The organism is Microbulbifer sp. MCCC 1A16149 (assembly GCF_050368945.1).
GTDB lineage: Bacteria > Pseudomonadota > Gammaproteobacteria > Pseudomonadales > Cellvibrionaceae > Microbulbifer.
In genome coordinates, this window is the sequence record NZ_CP185959.1 from 3,596,524 (window position 1) to 3,615,390 (window position 18,867).

Consider the following 18,867-nt stretch of genomic DNA (forward strand, 5'->3'; position numbering starts at 1 on the left):
CCTGCAGATCGAGACAGGGATCACGCCCGGACTCCGGCCCGGGCAACATCAACATCGCCGCGAATGCGCTGCCGGCTTTCCGCATCAAACAGGTACACCGCTGCGGGATCGAAGGCGAGCTCGAGAATGTCGCCAAGGGTGAACTCGCGCAAACCGGGCAAGCGCGCCACTACCTGTGCATTACCCGTGCGCAGGTGCACCAGCATCTCCGCGCCCAGGCTTTCCACCAGTTCAATTTCCCCCCTGAGCCGCGGCCAGTTGGCGGGAGCACTGACGGCATAGACCAGTTTTTCCGGGCGCAGCCCGAGCACTAGCTGTGCCTTCTGCCCCTGTAAATGTGCGCGGGGCAGACTCAGCAAATCACAGGTCAGCTGGGTACCGTCGTTGGTCACCGGCAACAGGTTCATGGGCGGCGAGCCCATAAAGCCCGCCACAAAGGTGTTGTCCGGATCGTTGTACAGCGCCAGCGGCGTACCAGCCTGCATCAGGGTTCCCTGGTTGAGAATCGCGATGCGGGTGCCCAGGGTCATGGCTTCCACCTGGTCGTGCGTGACATACACCGAGGTCGTGCCCAGCTGGCGGTGCAGGCGGCTGATCACACTGCGCATCTGTACACGCAGTTCCGCATCCAGGTTGGAGAGTGGCTCGTCGAACAGAAACACCTGGGGATCGCGCACCATCGCGCGTCCCAGAGCCACCCGCTGACTCTGGCCGCCGGACAGCTGGCCCGGTTTGCGCTGCAGCAGGTCGGCCAGGCCGAGTGTTTCCGCCGCCTCGCGTACCCGGCGCTCGATGCCCAGCTTGGGAAAATTGCGCACGCGCAGGCCAAAGGCCATATTGTCGAACACGGTCATATGCGGATAGAGCGCGTAGTTCTGGAACACCATGGCGATGTCCCGGTCTTTCGGTGGCAGGTCGTTAACCCGGTGGCCGCCGATCAACAGGTCGCCGGAGGAAATGGTTTCGAGCCCGGCGATCATGCGCAGGATGGTGGACTTGCCGCAGCCGGAAGGCCCCACTACCACCATAAATTCGCCATCGCGAATTTCCAGGTCCAGGCCCGGTACCGTGGCGGGGCCGTCTGCATAGCGCTTGCTGACACCTTTGAATTCAATATTGGCCACGGGGGCGGGCCTCTCTCTTCGTCGGGTTTCCGGTCTTTGTGACCTGCTTATTATTGTCGTTTCCAGATATTAGCCGCCAGCCACACACGACTTTTGTCGTCGATGCACTCTGTCGTGTCGAAGCAAGCCGCTGGCGTGTCAAATCACAATAGACGACCCATGTTGAATTTGGAACCGGTATATCAGGGAGAGGCACACGCCAATCGACCGGCGTTGTTCACAGGCTGTACTAAATTGTGGAGGCGCAGCGGTATCGTGCACTCAGAAGTCAATAAGTACGCTAAGGACAAAGAGATATGCGCTTGGCTCCCCTTGCCACGATGACGGCCTTCGGCCTGACTCTGGCGACTCTTTCGGCTTGTTCCATAAAACCCACGGCGATCGACGACGCCACCGTAGATCAACGCGCCAGCAGTGACTGGCAAACCGCTTTCGGCAACCAGCAACCGGTGACCGGTCCGATCGACCTCAACGAGGCGATTGCCCGCGCCATTGCCTACAACATGGACAATCGCCTGAAACTGATGGAAGCAGTGGTTGCCAATCGCAACCTGCGTCTGTCCCGCTGGGAAATGCTGCCGGAGATCGCCGCCAGTGCCGGCTATAACCATCGCAACAAGCAGCGCTTCGCCAGCAGTGAAGACGTCAATGGCAACCAATCTCTGGTCCAATCCACCTCGCAGGACAAAACCTACAGCACCGCCGGCCTGGATCTGTCCTGGAACGTGCTCGACTTCGGTATCAACTACCTCTCCGCCAAGCAGGCCGCCGACGGCGTGATGATTGCGGTGGAGCGCCAGCGCAAGCTGATGCACAACGTGATCATGGATGTGGAATACGCCTTCTGGATGGCCGCGGCCGCCCAGCGTGCCCGCGCCCAGTTGCCCGGGCTGATCGCACAGACCCGCAGCGCGCTGGAAAAATCCCGTCAGTCCGCCGAGCGCGGCCTGCGCCAGACCGAGGCCAGCCTCTCCTACCGTCGCGACCTGCTCGATCTGATGCAGGAACTGCTGGCCCTCGAGGGGGACATGCACAACGCCAAAATGCAGCTGGCATCGTTGATCGGCCTGCCCCCTGGAACCGAGTTCACCGTCAGTGCAAACAATGCCGACATCCTGCGCAGCCCGTTCACCGAAATGAGCGTGCTGGAGCTGGAGCAGTACAGCCTGCGCAACCGCCCGGAGCTGATCGAGGAAGATTACCGGCAGCGTATTGCCGCCACGGAAATCCGTAAGGCTTGCCTGCAGTTACTGCCCGGCCTGGAACTGCGCACCGGGTATTTCTACGACGACAACAGTTTCCTGCTCTACAACGACTGGGGTGAAAGCAGCCTGCGCCTCACCTGGGATTTACTCGGCACCGTAGTAGGCGGCAAGGACCTGGTGGGATACGCCAGGGACAGCGAACGCCTCGGCGATGTGCGCAGGGCCGCGCTGACCGTTGCCATCCTCGTGCAAGTAGACCTCGCATACAGCCATCTCAAACGCGCGCAACTGAACCACGGCTATGCAGAGGAACTGGCAGAAGTTGACCGCGCCATGGCCAGCCAATCACACGCGCGCTGGCAATCCAGCCAGGGCACGGAACTGGAAAGTATTCACGCCGCCACCCAGGCCCTGGTCTCCAGCGTACAGCGCGACGTGAGTTATGCAGACTGGCGCAGTGCCAACAGCCGGCTGAGCAACGCGGTGGGCTTTCAGCCGGAATTCTATATCGACTATCGCCAGCCCCTGGAAGTGATCGAACAGCAGGTTGCCGACCTGCGCTCCCAGAGTGCCAGCATGGAACTGCTGTCCTCCGGTGGTTACAACCCGGAGGGACTGGAAGCGCGCGAAGATGTGGTGCGAGAAGAAGGCCCCGCCGCTGCACACTGGTGATCGCAGCGCGTGTCATTTTTTGGCGATAGACAAACTCAGTGGTAGATGTACTCGTGGTATCCGTCATGCATATTCGACTTCCCCGCAGACTTGCAGCGCTGCTGCTCGCATTGCTCCCATTTTGCAGCGCAGCACTGGCAAGCCCCGCCGGCAGTGATGACAGCGCACCCGCCAAACTGAATGCACTCAGCCGCGTACAACTCTCCAGCGAGCTGGCCGCGAGGCTGACCCAGGTGCATGTGCGGGCGGGCGATCGTTTTGCAAAAGGCGACCTGCTCGCACGCTTCGACTGTACCGAGCTGAAAGCGGAACTGGAGGGCGCCGAATCCCAGCGTGTTCTCGCGCGCCGACAACTGGATGCGAACATCTCCCTGCGCCAACTCGGCGGCAATATCAGTGAACTGGAAATGGTGCAGAGCGAGGCCCAGCTGGCGGAGGCCACGGCAAATGCAAAAATCCTGAAACACCGCAACGGCTATTGCGATGTCCGCGCACCGTTTGACGGCTTTGTGGTCAGCCGCAGTGTGGAACCCCATCAGCGGGTGGACGTGGGCGCGCCATTGCTGGAACTGGTTGACAATCGTGGGCTCGAAGTCGAGGCCATTATCCCGTCCGGGTGGCTGGAGAAAATCTCCGTCGGCAAAACATTTACCGTCACCATCAACGAGACCGGTCTGAAATACACCGCTACCCTGCAGCGTATTGTACCCGTGGTCGACCCGGTGACCCGCACCGTGCGGGTGATCGGCCATATCAAAAACCAATCCGCCGGGGAGCCCTCCGCCCTGCTACTGATTTCCGGTATGAGTGGCGAAGCGCATTTCTCATTGCAATCCGATACCAAGGACCTGCTCGCCGAGCGCGCTTCCACATCCCCTACTGACACCCGGGGTATCAACTGAGATGGATGCGCGGCTTCTGGAAAAGCTGAACCGCTTTCTCGCACTCGGCAAAAAGTTGCGCGGTGCGAGCAGTCCGCAGCAGGTCGCACGTATTGCCTGTAGTGACAGCCAGCAACTGCTGCATTTCGATAGCTGCCTGTTTTTTGCCGGCCAAAGTCTGAAACTGATCGCCGCCTCCAACGTTTCCACCATCGATGCCACCAGTAGCACCGCGGTCTATTGGCGCCAACAGGTGCGCAAGCATTTCTCTGAAGCGCAGCAAAAAAGACCGTTACAGGTGCCCATTGAAGATACCCAATCCCGGTCCGCCGCTGCGCAGCATCTGATCATCATGCCCATCGGCAAAAACGGGGAGGAAGGCTGCCTGGCTTTGCTGCGCGGCAAACCGCTGGCAGAGCAGGAAATAGAAGTTTTGTGCGAGCTTGCCGCTTACATTCAGCAGGCGCTACTCGCGCTGCGCGGCGCGCGTACTTTTTCCGTGCGACGGCTGATTGCGCGACGGCCACTGATTGTCTTTGCGGTCATTAGCGCCATCTGTCTGATACCAGTGCGCCAGAGCGTACTTGCCCCGGCAACCCTGACCGCGATTGAACCGCGTATCGTATCCGCGCGCACCGATGGGGTAATTCGTGAGATCAATATTCCCCCCAATGCACAAGTAGAGAATGGACAACAGCTGTTCACTCTGGAAGATGCGGAAGTTACCGCGGAGATCGATCGCGTGCAGCAGGAAATCGCGCTGTATCAGGAGCGCTTGCGCATGACGCGTCAGTACAATTTCCAGCAGGCATCCGCCGGCCACAAACTGGCGCAGGCAGAGACCGATCTTTCCATTCGCAACCTGGACCTCGACTACCAGCAATCCCTGCTGGAAAAAACCCGGGTCAAGGCGCCGGCAACCGGTGTTGCCATCTATACGGATCCCTCCGAATGGATCGGGCGCCGGATTCGCGCCGGGGAAAAGGTGATGGAGATCGTGCAGCCACAGTCGCGGCAGATTCAGATTGATCTTCCCACTTCCGATTCAATCAGCCTCCCGGAAAATGCCCATACCGTTTTTTATGCGGAATCCGATCCGCTCTCTCCCATTGAGGGGCAGCTGCGCTACCACAGCCTGCTCACCGCGGAGGGTGAAAACCTGCCCGCCAGCTACCGGCTTCTGGCAGCCATTCAAAAGGACCAGGCGCAAATTCGCATCAATACCCGCGGTCACGCGCGGGTCTATGGTACGCGGGTTCCTCTGGTGTACTACCTGTTGCGTCGTCCCCTGGCCAGTGCCCGCCGCTGGATAGCGATCTAGCCGCGCGCGATGCACAACAAGAGGTAGAGAGGTAACCGTGCAAACATCGTGTTCCGCCAGCCCCACTGCACACCCAGGCAGCGACAGCCCAGGTGCTGAGCAGTGTTCGCTGCCACCACTGCGCACGGATCTCCAGTTTCACCCGGTAAAGGAAGGCGAAGGGGTGGATGAGGGTGCCACCAGCTGGATGCTGTATGACCCGTTGCGGGGCCAGTATCTCGAGCTGGGTGAACTGGAGTTACTGGTATTGCATCACTGGCATCGCGGCAACGCCCAGGCTATCGCCGATTGTGTCGCCCGTGAGCAGGGTTGCGCGGTCAATCCACAGGATGTGGAAGCCGTGGTGCGCTTTGCCAAGGAAAACGAATTGCTGCAATGCAGCAGTGATTTAATCGAACAGAAACTGGCAGGCGTCAGCCCGCAACAAAAGCGCCTGCAGAATCTGCAGCAGGCGCTATTCTGGCGCAGGCCACTGTTCACTCCCGAGCTGAGCAGCCGACTGCTGCTGCCGCTGGCACGCGCCACAGCACATAAAGGCTTTTACGTACTACTGGCACTGGCGGCTGCCCTCAGCGCTCTGTCTATCGGTCAGCACTGGTCCGAATTCCTCGCCTACTTCAACGCCTCCTGGAACGCCGCCGGCGCAGCCATTTTCTTTGCCTGCTACCTGTTGCTCAGTCTGTTTCACGAACTCGGGCACGCGAGCGTTGCCCGTATTTATAGTATCCGGGCAAATAGCGTGGGGGTCGGTCTGATCGCATTGCTACCGATCATGTTCAGTGAAATTACTGACGCCTGGCGATTGTCCCGCCGCGCGCGGCTGCATATTTCTGCAGCGGGCGTATTGTTCGAAGCGACACTTGGTGTGGTGGCAGCACTGGCCTGGTGCCTGCTGGACGATGGACCGGTGAGATCACTGGCGTTCTACCTGTTCACTGCGTCTCTGGTGACCACCCTGCTGATCAATGCAAACCCGTTGATGAAGTTTGACGGTTACTACCTGTTAAGCGACTTCACCGGGGAAAAAAACCTGCAACAGACCGCCACCACCACCTTGCGACACTGGTGCTGGGCACAGCTACTGCGTCAAGCGACACCAGCCACCAGCCGCCGCCAGAAACTTCTGCTGCTGTTCGGCGCGGCCAGCCTGCTGTACCGAATTTCTGTTTTCGCAGTGATCAGCTATGGCGCCTACCAGTTGCTGTTCAAGGCCGCGGGGGTACTGATCCTGGTACTGTGTGTCGGCCTGTTGCTGATCATTCCCACCCTGCGTGAGATCCGCGCGTTTATCAATTTCCTGAAAGAGCAACATGCGCAACAAGCCATGAACGGAAAAATTTCACCAACCGACCAACCCCCTTCATCCGGGCAAGCAACGCAGCAAGGCGCCGGACAGGAGAAAGCATCCCCCTTACAGCAGGCCGGGGAACTCCTGAGCCTGCTCAATCGAAAGTTTCTCGCCGGGTTTACGTTTTTCGGGGCTTTGTTACTGATCCCCCTGCCCTGGCCGGTACAGCTCCCCGCCAGCACTTTCTTTGCGGAAAGCCAGAAAGTGATGGCGCCTGCGGGCGGGGTACTGCAAACCCTCGATCTGCACCCGGGCAGTAAAGTGCTTGCCGGTGATGTGATCGCACGGCTACAGGACTCGCAACTGGATTACCGTATCGCCCGCACCAGAGAAGAGCTGAAGTTATTGCAGCGGCGTCAGAACAGCGACGGTTTTGCAGAAAGCCTGGATGCGCTGGACGGCGTGTACCTTCAGGACCTGCTCAGCAAGCAACAACAGCTGAAGGCACTGCAGGCCGAGAAACAACAACTGGAAATTATCGCCAAGGTTTCCGGCACCGTGGACTGGGTACTACCCGGTCTCCATACCGGCCAGTATCTGGACACTAATCAGCAGTTTATTGCCATCGCCGACACCACCACCCTGCGTGGGCGCGCGTACGGAAAGTCACAGCAATTCTTGCGGCTTGCCCAGAGTGACGGTGAACCGCTGCGCGGGCGATTGTTTTTACAGGGCAGCTGGCAACCGGTCACTGCTACCGTGCAGATGGTGGAACAGATCGCCTCGCGCAGAATTCAGGACCCATCCCTGACATCCGACTACGGGGGGCCACTGCAAACATTGCCCGACGATCACGAGCGTAGCGCCGAGGCGCTGCACCTGATCGACTTTACCCTCGATGGACACGGCGGCGACAGTACTGCGCCCACAACAGCACAACGCACCGGCCATCTGGTGCTACTGGGCGAACCCATCAGCCTGTTGAAATTATTTACCGACCGGGTCGCTGGTGTAGTGATCCGCGAGAGCGGCGTCTGACCGCGCTGTTGCCCCATTATTTCGGTGCGGCCAGGAAAGCCGCCCAGAACGCCACAAGGAACGAGGTATCCCATGGAGCTCAACGAGTTTTCCAGATCATCCCTGGCCCAGGCCATCAACCTGCAGGGTCGTCAACTTACCAGCCGACACCGCGCTTTGGAAAAGCGCGTGTTGCTGGATGCCTCGGTGGCAGCAGACGTAAGTCAGGACACGGGTGATTCCGGTGGCGATGGGGCCCTGGATTCCGACAGTGCTCCCAAGGCCGCCAGCGGAGATAAAAATCTCGGCGAAAATTCCACGCTGGGAAATGACAGCAACAATACTTCGCGCCAGGAACTGGTTGTCATCGACCTGCAACTCAGTGATTCGCAGGCATTGATCGACGACCTGATTCAGCAGGCGGATTCGGTTACCGAGCATCCGGACAGCACCGAGATCACCATCGGTGCACGCCATATCACCCTGCTTACCGTAGATGCTGACGACAGCCTGCAAACGGTAACCGACCTGCTACAGAAAGTAAGCAGTGAAACCGGCGCGACCTTCGATGCCATACACCTGATTTCCCACGGCGGTGCCGGCGGTATCGATATCGGCGGCGATGCGCTTTCCCTTGAAACCCTGAGCGGACCCGATGGCGATAATCACAGCGCACAATTACAGGCATGGTCGACCGCTCTGAGCGAAAACGCAGACATACTCCTGTATGGCTGCAACACCGGCTATAGCCTGACCGGCGATAAATTTATCGACCAGGTCGCCGCATTGACGGGCGCGGATGTAGCCGCTTCCGACGATCCCACCGGCAACGCTCTACGTGGCGGCGACTGGGATCTGGAAAAAAACAGCGGGGAAATTGAAACCGATATCGTTTTTTCGCAACTATTGCAGGGCACCTGGGAAGGACTGATGGTGGCCACACCCACCACTTCGGTCGATGCGCCGAGTGAAGATTTCATCAATGAATCGACCGATATCGGATTCTCCTTCGAGAACGATGGCGATACCACCGGCTACGGTCCATTCGTGGATATTGTCGCCGGTCCGGGCATGACCATCGAGAGCGTCAGTGGTTTGAACGGTGCCATTGTCGAGACCTACACCTATGAGGACGGTCAGTGGTTAGACAGCGGCGGTAACCCGGTGGAGTACCACCCCTTCGACTTTAACCAGACCGGCGCTATTCCCCTGCCGCCCGGGGAAGAGGGCGCGACCTGGTATGCGATCCAGTTGCCTTTCGGTTCTTTCTCGCCGGACCAACCATCCTTCGATTTCGATGTATCGGTGCTACTGGATGAAGCCGAAGGCGCGCTGGTCGGGGTACCGATTCCGATCTGGGTGCGCCCCGGTTTTGCCTACGGTAACGACCCGCTGAATAACCCGGATACCGATCCGCCCATTATTTCCAATCCCATCGAGACCACGGTCACACCGACCGTGATCGAGGTGGATAAAGTCGCACAGGATGGCGACGGCGATAACAACTCCATCGGTGACGATGGTGAAACCGTCACCGGCCCCAGCGAACCGGTGACCTGGCGGGTCAACGTCGACATTGCCAACCTTTCCACGATTGAAAACCTGGTGGTGACCGAAGACGTCCCGAACAATTTTTACTATGTGCCCGGCAATGTCACGGTAACCGACTCCAATGGCGAGCCGCTCGATGTCACGATTACCGAACCGCCGGAAGGCGCCAATAACGATGCGCAACTGATCATCGAATTCAACGATCCGATCGAGGGTACGCTGGCCAGTAACGACATTGTCATTACCTATACCGGGTATGTGCCGGACTTCGATGCCAATGGCGATCCGATCGTAATCAACGATGGCGCCAATGACGCGGTACGCAATACGGTATCGGTGACCGGGGACTATCAGGACCAGGCAATCAGTGACAGCGACGATGCGGTGATAACCGCAGTAGCGACTGCGCTTCAGAAAGACGTGGCACTTATCGACGATACCGGTGCAGAGGGATTCACGCCGGGCGATCGCATTGAGTACACCCTGACACTGGAGATTTCGGATTACATGCAGCTGGCGAACGTGGTGCTGAATGACAGCATCGAGGACGGCCTGCAGATAGATCCGGACTCCTTTTCATTTGAAATATTTACCAATGGCAATACTTTCGGCCCGGATGCATTCGATCTCGCCAATGTATCCGTGGTGGAGAACGCCGGCGACGGCAGCACGGATGTCAGCCTCGATTTGTCACAGGAACTCATTGATCGCCTGATCAGCCCCAACGGCGTACTGAACGGCGACCTGTTTGAAGATACCGCTGTGGATGGCACCACCACGGTCACCATCACCTACGAGGCCACCATTCGCGAAACCTACCTTGAAACCGGAGATCCGGTCCAGGTCTTCGATGTCATCAATAACCAGGCCACGATCAGCGGCACGGCCGAATCCGCCAATGGTGAAGAGGTCACTAATAGCGGCAATGAAAGCGTACAGATAGAGGGGGCAGAATCCAGCAAAAGCGTCTATGCGATTGATGGCAGTACAAACCCTGATGACTTGACCGATATCAGCGTCGGCGAAACGGTGACGTTTGCCATCGATATCGATCTCGCCACCCTGGATAGCGATGGCGTGGTGATAACCGACTATCTGCCGCAACCGGTGTTCGATGCTATCGCTCCCACATTCACCGATACCTCACAAGGCACGCTGATACCCGGTGTGAACGAATGGGGCTTCGGTCCGGCTACCGATTTTTCGAACTGGCCCGATGGCTATCTCGATGGGGCCAACGTCACCACCAGTGCCGACTCCGCAAACAACTCCATCTCCTGGACATTGGATCCCGTGGAGCAAATCTCCTCCGTTGGCGGTCATGTACAGTTACTGTTTACGGTACAGGTCCAGGACGAGCCGTTTACCGATGGGCTGTTCCTGACCAATGTGGCGCAAGTCTCGGTGAATGGTACGGACGAAACCGTAACGCTCCCCCCCGGTGGCATCCAGATTGAAGTGGTTTCGCCTGAGGTAAATCTCACCAAGGGGGTAATCTCCACCGGTGATGGCGACGGTGTATTTGACCCGGCTCCTCCTGGCCCTGTGACCTTCGACCCGGCGGGTACCGCAGACAGCGGCAGCGCACCCTGGACCGGAGATATCACCAGTGACAATCTGGACAGCACCCCGATCGATTCCAATCTCAGTGACATTGACGCCGGCGATACCGTGCGCTTTGCCATTGTGCTGGAAAATACCGGCGGTTCCGACGCTTTCGATCTGGTGATCAGCGATATCCTGCCGGACGGTTTTGAAATCCCACCGGACGGGCTCAACTTGCAGATCTATACCGGTGACGGCACGCAGATTGATTTCACGGTCAATGAAGAAGATCTGTTCGGTTCCGGTATCACCCTGGTCGATCCCTCATCGGATGAAGGCGCGCTGAATGAAGGGCGCGATCCCGATACGGGCCCCACCACCGATGGCAGTAACATTATCGTTATCACTTATGACCTGGTCGCTTCGGACGATGTACAGGCGGGTGAAATTATTGAAAACACAGCGCAGCTGGAAGGCTATGGCGGGGTCGACGAGGGTAATGACTACACCGAGGGCAACACCAACATCAATTGGCAGGACGATGCCACGGTCATAATCCAGGAAAACACGGTAGATAAAACCCTGAACTCGACCAGTATCGTCACCCCCAATAACGGCGATGCAGAGGCGGTGATCGGCGAGGTGATCAGCTATACCCTGACCCTGACCGTGGCAGAAGGCGTCACACCGCTGGCCAGCATCACCGATCAGCTGGATCCGGGGCTCTCTTTTATTGGTGTCACCGATGTAACCCTCTCCTCCGGCGATATCACGTCCACCGCACCGCTCACCACGGACACTATCCAGGTCACACAGAATGGCCAGGATGTCATATTTACCCTGGGAGATATCACCAATACCAACCGCGACAATACGGTTCCTGAAACCATCACCATTACCTATGACGTGCTGGTAGAAAATGTGGAGTCCAACCAGAGCAGCGTGCAACGCAATAACAACGCACAGTTCTCCTGGGACAGCACGGACGATGGCGTAGAAAATCCGACGGTCAATGACAATGACTCAGCGGAAAACGTTGCGGTAATTGAGCCAGATTTGCAGGTGGACAAGTCCATCAGCAGTGGTGCCCTGATCATCGATGCCGGTGCCCCGGTGCAGTACACCATCGTAATTTCCCATACTGGCTTCTCCGATACCGACGCCTTCGATGCGACATTTACCGATACACTGCCGCTACAACTCACCAATGTATCGCTCGCCAGTGCTACCCTCACCGTCAACGGCATGGACACCGATGTCTCCAGCCTGTTCGTAGTTAACGGCAATACCATCGAGATGGCCCCGGATGCCAGCTTTGATTTACTGCTCGGTGATACGCTGACACTGGTAATCGATGCCAACGTAATCGATAACCCAATCCTCGGTACGGAAGTGACCAATACCGGCACAGTGGACTGGGAGAGCATTGATGGCGACGATGACAACGAGCGTACTGGCGAGGACGGCGCCGGCGGTGCACTGAACGACTACGAAACCGATGGCAGTGCCCAGTTCACTATCGCCACTGTAGAATCCGGCAAGCGTATTGTGAGCAGCTCCATCGAGGATGAGTTCAATAGCCGCACTGAAGCGGTAATTGGAGAAGAAATCACTTATCAGGCGGCCTTCGTTGTACCCGAGGGCGTGGTACTCAGTGCGCAGATCCTGGATACACTGCCGCCTGGGATGGAGTTCGTCAGCTTTGATGGCATCATCATCGCCGACGACCTGCAGATTGTGCTCGGTGGCTACGGTGATCCAGAAATCACCGTCAACCCGGATGGCTCCACCAGCCTAGACTTTGGCTCCGCAACAATTGCCAATAATGGCGCAGACAATATTCCCGATCTGATCACGATCGTGTATACCGTCCGCGTCGCCAATGTGGATTCCAACCAGGCCGGTGTAACGCTGAGCAATAACGTCCAGTTCATTACCGACAATGGCACCTCCGAAGCGTCCACCACCGTCAATGTGATCGAACCGCAACTGGTTATCGGTAAGTCGGCGAGCGTCGGCATCGGCGACAACGGCGATCAGGTCAGCTATGTCATTTCCATCAGCAACCCGGACGACGGCAGCAGCACCACTGCCTACGACATCAGCTTCAGCGACCCACTGCCTTCGGAACTGACGGACATCAGTTTTACCGCGTCACTGGAATCCGGTGGCAATAACACGGATGTATCCGGGTTCTTTACCATTGTCGGTGGAGAACTGGTGCTGGATCCTCAGGCGGAACTGGATTTGATCCCCGGCAGCGTCGTTACCATCACCGTCTCCGGCACTCTGGCCAATACCATTGCCGGCAGCACCATCGAGAATATTGCCGAAGTTGACTGGTCGAGCCTCGATGGCGATGACGCAAACGAGCGCACGGGCGATGACGGAGAGGGCGGCGCCCTCGACGACTATGCCACCAGTGACAATGTGGTGATCACGGTCAATTCACCGGCAATCGAAAAGACGCTGGTATCGACCTCCCAGAACGACGACCTGAATGACGATACCGAGGCAACCATCGGTGAAATCGTTACCTTCTCCATTACCGTGACCTTGCCGGAAGCATCGCTCACCGGACAGATTACGGATGTCTACGGCCCGGGTTTCGAATTTGTCGATCTCATTGATGTAACCACCAACAACCCGGATGCCATCCTGGTCAACCAGGACGACATCACCGTGATCGACGATCCCGGCAACAACACCATCGGTTTTGATTTCGGTACCCTGCTCAATACGGATACCGATAATGCCACCGCGGAAACCGTCACCATTACCTATCGCCTGCGGGTGACCGATATCCCCGCCAATGTGGACGGCACCACGCTGACCAACGATGCGACCCTGAGTTTCGATACCGACGGCGATGACACGCCGGACACCGATATCAGTGACGATGCCTCGGTGGACGTGGTGGAACCCCTGCTGAATGTCGACAAGGAACTGCTCAGCCCCGAGCCCCTTACCCTCGGTGGAATTGCCACCTACCAGATTACCGTGCAGCTGGACCCGGCCAGTGGTGCCAATGCCTACAACGTCACCCTGCAGGATGCGCTGCCGGTGTATCTCTCCGGCGTTGAAAATATTCAAATTGATGTGAGCGGCGGCTCGCCCATCATCGTGGACAGCTCCACCGCCAACCTGCTGCTGCTGGAGATCAGCGAAATCGATCCCTCCACGGTTATCACCATCACCGTGGATGCCCGGGTAACCACGGACCCGGATGCTCTGGGCGAGACAACCACCAACGTGGCAGATATTGAATACACCAGTCTCGATACCCCCGAAGGTGGTGACGACAGTGCCATTGAGCGGGAATACGACGACAGCGATGAGGTCACCGCCGAGATCGGCGCGGTGGACCTGTTTGTGGACAAGGACGACGGCGGTATTTCCGCCGAGCCCGGCGATGACATCACCTACACCATCAATTACGGCAACAATGGCAACGTTGATGCGACGGGCGTGGTCATTACGGAAAGCCTGCCGGAATACGTCACCTTCGACCCCGCAGACAACCCCGGCTGGACACTCGATGGCGACACATTGACGTTTGACGTGGGTGACCTGGCCGCAGGTGAAACCGGGTCGGTAACCCTGGTCGTCACCGTCATCAGCCCGCTGCCCTCCGGTGTGGAAGAAACCAATAACACCGTTTCCATCGACGGCGACGAAAGCAACGGTACCGATCCCACGCCGGAGGACAATACCGACGTGGATGTCACCCCGCTGATCGCCGCGCCGGATTATGTCATCGACAAGATCGAAAACTTCGATGACCCGGCCAACCCGGGGGATCCTATCGAGTGGACCATCGAAGTCACCAATGAAGGGAACCAGGATGGTACCGGTGTGATCGTCACCGACACATTGCCGGATACCAGCCTGTTTAATTCCTTCACTGCCAGTAATGGTGGCGTGATCGATCTCGACGCGGGTACCGTCACTTGGGATATCGGCGACCTCGCGGTGGGCGACAGTGTCACACTGACCCTGAGTGCCGTGGTCAATGAATCCGTGCCCACCAATATCCCCACCCAGACCAACTCGGTAGAAGTCACCGATGATGGAGCCAACGGCGCAGACCCGACACCGGACAACAATATCGATAGCGAAGATCTGGATATCACCTATGTGGACCTGGCCATCGACAAGGACGATGGCGGTATCACCGCGGAGCCCGGTGACACCGTGGTGTACACCCTGGATTACGCCAACAACGGTACCGCCGATGCCAGTGGGGTCGTAATCACCGAATCCCTGCCGGAGTACGCCACGTTCGATGCGGCCAATTCCGATCCGCGCTGGGTACAGAATGGCGATACGCTGACCCTGGAACTGGGCGATGTAGCAGCCGGTGAAACCGGCAGTGTGGACTTCGCCGTGATCATCGACGATCCCATTCCTTCCGGGGTGGAGGAAACCAGCAACACCACCAGCATCGAAGACGACGGCAATACCGGCCCCGACCAGAACCTCGAAAATAATGATGATGACGAGGTCACCCCCATTGATGGGCGTCCGGATTACGTGATCGACAAGATCGAAAATTTTGATGATCCCGCGTTTCCCGGAGAAACCATCAGCTGGGATATCGTCGTGTCCAACGAGGGCAATCAGGATGGTACCGGTGTGGTGGTCACCGACACCCTGCCCACCGGCGACTTCTTTGACGCCGGCTTTATCGCCAGTGACGGCGGTATCGTGGATCTCGATGCCGGCACCGTGACCTGGAATATCGGCGATCTGGCCGCAGGGGATTCCATTACCCTCACGCTCACCACCACCGTCAATGAAAACGTACCGCCGTTCCTGTTGCCCCAGCAGGTGAATTCCGTATCGGTAACCGATGACGGCGCCAATGGCGAAGACCCGACCCCGGAAAACAATATCGATGAAGAGCCGTTTGATATCACCGAAGTGGATCTGGCGATCGCCAAGGATGACGGCGGTATCACAACCACACCCGGCGGTTCGGTTACCTATACCCTGGACTACGCCAATATCGGCTCGGCTCCGGCCGAAGATGTACTGATTACCGAGACGCTTCCGGACAACACGACCTTCGATGCGGCCAATTCAGATCCCCGCTGGGTCGAGCAACCGGACGGAACCATTACCCTGGATCTGGGCACCCTGGCCGACGGCGAGAGCGGCAGTGTTACTTACACGGTGATCGTGGACGATCCACTACCGGCAGGCGTCGAAGAGATTTTAAATGAAACCGAAATTTCCTACGCGGACGGACGCGGCCCGGACCAGAACCTGAGTAACAACACCGATGATGACACTACACCGGTTATCGCCCAGCCGGACTACGTGATCGATAAAATCGAGAACTTCGATGATCCAGCGAATCCCGGTGACACTATCGAGTGGACCATCGAGGTCAGCAATGAAGGCAACCAGGATGGCACCGGTGTGGTGGTTACCGATACCCTACCGGATACCAGCCTGTTTAACTCCTTCACCGCCAGCGACGGTGGTGTGATCGATCTCGATGCGGGCACGGTCACCTGGAATATTGGCGATCTCGCCGCGGGCGAAAGTGTGACGCTGACACTCAGCGCCATCGTCAATGAATCCGTGCCCACAAACATTCCCACTCAGACCAACTCGGTGGAAGTGACCGATGACGGCAACAATGGAGAGGACCCGACTCCGGACAACAATATCGACAGCGAAGACCTGGATATCACCTACGTGGATCTCGCTATCGACAAGGACGACGGCGGTATTACCGTCGAGCCCGGTGATACCCTGGTGTACACCCTGAATTACGCCAACAACGGGACCGCCGATGCCAGCGGTGTGGTGATCACCGAATCCTTGCCGGAATACGCCAGTTTCGACGCGGCCAATTCCGACCCGCGCTGGGTGGATCAGGGGGATGGCACTTTCACGCTCGAGCTCAACACCCTCGCCGCGGGAGAAACCGGCAGTGTGGAATTTGCGGTAATCATTGATGAACCGATTCCCACCGGCGTCGAGGAGACCAGTAACACCACCACCATCGAAGACGATGGCAATACCGGCCCCGACCAGAACCTCGTAGACAATGAAGACGACGAGGTTACTCCTATCGACGGTCGACCGGACTATGTGATCGACAAGATCGAGAATTTCGATGATCCGGCCAACCCCGGTGACACCATCGAGTGGACCATTGAGGTCAGCAATGCGGGCAACCAGGACGGCACCGGCGTTGTCGTCACCGATTCCCTGCCGGACACCAGCCTGTTCAGTAACTTCACCGCCAGCGACGGCGGCGTGATCGATCTCAACGCGGGTACCGTCACCTGGAATATTGGCGACCTCGCGGCCGGTGACACCATCACCCTGACACTCACCGCAGTGGTTGCGGAATCCGTGCCCACAAACATTCCCACCCAGACCAACTCGGTGGAAGTGACCGATGACGGCAACAACGGCGAAGACCCGACGCCGGAAAACAATACCGATAGCGAAGACCTGGATATCACCTATGTAGATCTTGCCATCGACAAGGACGACGGCGGCATTACCGTCGAGCCCGGCGATACCCTGGTTTACACACTGAATTACGCCAACAACGGCACCGCCGATGCCAGTGGCGTGGTGATCACCGAAACGCTGCCGGAGTACGCCAGCTTCGATGCGGCCAATTCCGACCCGCGCTGGGTACTGGATGGCGATACGCTGACCCTGGCGCTCGGCGAGCTCGCCGCTGGCGAAAATGGCAGTGTGGATTTTGCGGTGATCATCGACGACCCCATTCCAGCCGGCGTGGAGGAGCTCAATAATACCGCCACTATCGAGGACGATGGTAATACGGGGCCGGACCAGAATCTGGAAGACAATACCGACGATGAAGTCACCCCAACAGATGCCCAACCGGACTATGTGATCGACAAAGTCGAGAACTTCGAAGACCCCACCAATCCGGGCGACGCCGTTGAGTGGACCATCGAAGTCAGTAACCAGGGCAATCAGGATGGCACCGGCGTAGTGGTTACCGACACCCTGCCCGACACCAGCCTGTTTACAAATTTTGTCGCCAGTGATGGCGGTATCATTGATCTCGACGCCGGCACCGTGACCTGGAACATCGGCAATCTGGCAGCCGGTGACAGCGTCACCCTGAGTGTTGCAGCCGTGGTGGTCGAGGACGTGCCCGCCAATGTCGGCCCGCAAACCAATATGGTGGTGGTCGACGACGATGGTAGTAACGGCGAAGACCCAACACCGGAAAACAACCGCGACGATGAAATCCTCGAAATTGAATTCGTGGATCTGTATATCGACAAGGATGACAACGATGCGGTACCGAAACCTTCCGAAACCCTGGTCTACACCCTGGATTACGGCAATCGCGGTACCGCTAGTGCAAGCGGTGTCGTAATTACCGAAACCCTGCCAGCGAACACCAGTTTCGACGCTGCCAACTCCACACCCGGCTGGGTACAGAACGGCGACACCTTCACCTTCGATGTGGGCACCCTGGCCCCCGGAGAGGAGGGCAGTATTACCTTTGCCGTCATTGTGGATTACCCCCTGGATGCCACGGTACAGCAGGTCGACAACACCGCGGTGATTACCGATGACGGCAACAACGGCAAGGACCAGAATCTTGAGGACAATACCGACAGCGACGAGACGGAAATCGAAAACAACGTCAATGTCGACTTCCTTACCCTGCTCCGCTCCGATATGTATCCCTATCCCACCGTGACCTGGGACCGGGAATTCTTGCAACTGCACGGCCGCCTGATCACTCTGGCGCACGCGGATATTGAAGCCAACCTGCAGGGCAGTCACGCCGGGCTCTACTTTGACCCGGTGTTCGGTCCCGTAGGCGGGGAGTATTACCCCAACGGCTGGGCGTGGGTTTTCTACAACGACATGAGTATCTCGGTCAGCTTCGAGCCTGAACAGGAAAAATCCAGCCCTCTGGCCCTGGACAAGGATTTCGGAAATTACCGGGCCAACACCCGTTTCGGGGAGTTCGAGCGCCCCGCAGCGAGCCCCAGGTTGCCGGTGGCTTATTACGAGATCACCGCTGCGGAAGAGTCACTGCCACCCATCTTCCAGTCGTCGCCCGACAATGCGGAACCGTTCCCGGTGGAGAACGAGGAGAATCCGCTACAGCGGCAACTGGCAGAGATTACCCGGGAGATCAGCGAATCACGGGTTTCACCGCTGCTGCTGGCCCTGGCCGAACTCAGCCAGCAGGAGGCCGCAATGGAGCATGCAGTGAACGAGAAATAAGTTGCCGGTGACG

Annotated in this window: 6 protein-coding genes; 5 read left to right on the forward strand and 1 reads right to left on the reverse strand. The window is 58.0% G+C overall.

Going from position 1 to position 18,867, the window contains the following annotated elements; all coding sequences use genetic code 11:
- Positions 1-20 precede the first annotated feature (20 nt).
- Positions 21-1,124 (reverse strand): ABC transporter ATP-binding protein, encoded by a 1,104-nt coding sequence (locus ACONT6_RS14940; protein WP_428819236.1) that lies wholly within the window; start codon positions 1,122-1,124, stop codon positions 21-23.
- Between the two features lie 296 nt (positions 1,125-1,420).
- Between ACONT6_RS14940 and ACONT6_RS14945 the strand changes: the two genes are divergently transcribed.
- The 5 genes from ACONT6_RS14945 (at position 1,421) to ACONT6_RS14965 (ending at position 18,854) form a co-directional block, all read left to right on the forward strand.
- On the forward strand, positions 1,421-3,001 hold the full coding sequence (locus tag ACONT6_RS14945) for a TolC family protein (RefSeq protein ID WP_428819237.1): 1,581 nt from the start codon (positions 1,421-1,423) through the stop codon (positions 2,999-3,001).
- Positions 3,002-3,066: 65 nt separating this feature from the next.
- Positions 3,067-3,903, forward strand: coding sequence for an efflux RND transporter periplasmic adaptor subunit (locus ACONT6_RS14950; RefSeq protein WP_428819238.1), 837 nt, complete (start codon positions 3,067-3,069; stop codon positions 3,901-3,903).
- 1 nt (position 3,904) lies between these two features.
- Positions 3,905-5,203 (forward strand): efflux RND transporter periplasmic adaptor subunit, encoded by a 1,299-nt coding sequence (locus tag ACONT6_RS14955; RefSeq protein WP_428819239.1) that lies wholly within the window; start codon positions 3,905-3,907, stop codon positions 5,201-5,203.
- A 37-nt stretch (positions 5,204-5,240) separates the two neighbouring features.
- Positions 5,241-7,529 carry a hypothetical protein gene (locus tag ACONT6_RS14960; RefSeq protein WP_428819240.1) on the forward strand — a complete coding sequence of 763 codons (2,289 nt, stop codon included), beginning with the start codon at positions 5,241-5,243 and terminating at the stop codon, positions 7,527-7,529.
- A 72-nt stretch (positions 7,530-7,601) separates the two neighbouring features.
- Complete coding sequence (locus ACONT6_RS14965) at positions 7,602-18,854, forward strand: isopeptide-forming domain-containing fimbrial protein (RefSeq protein ID WP_428819241.1); 11,253 nt, start codon at positions 7,602-7,604, stop codon at positions 18,852-18,854.
- Positions 18,855-18,867: the final 13 nt, after the last annotated feature.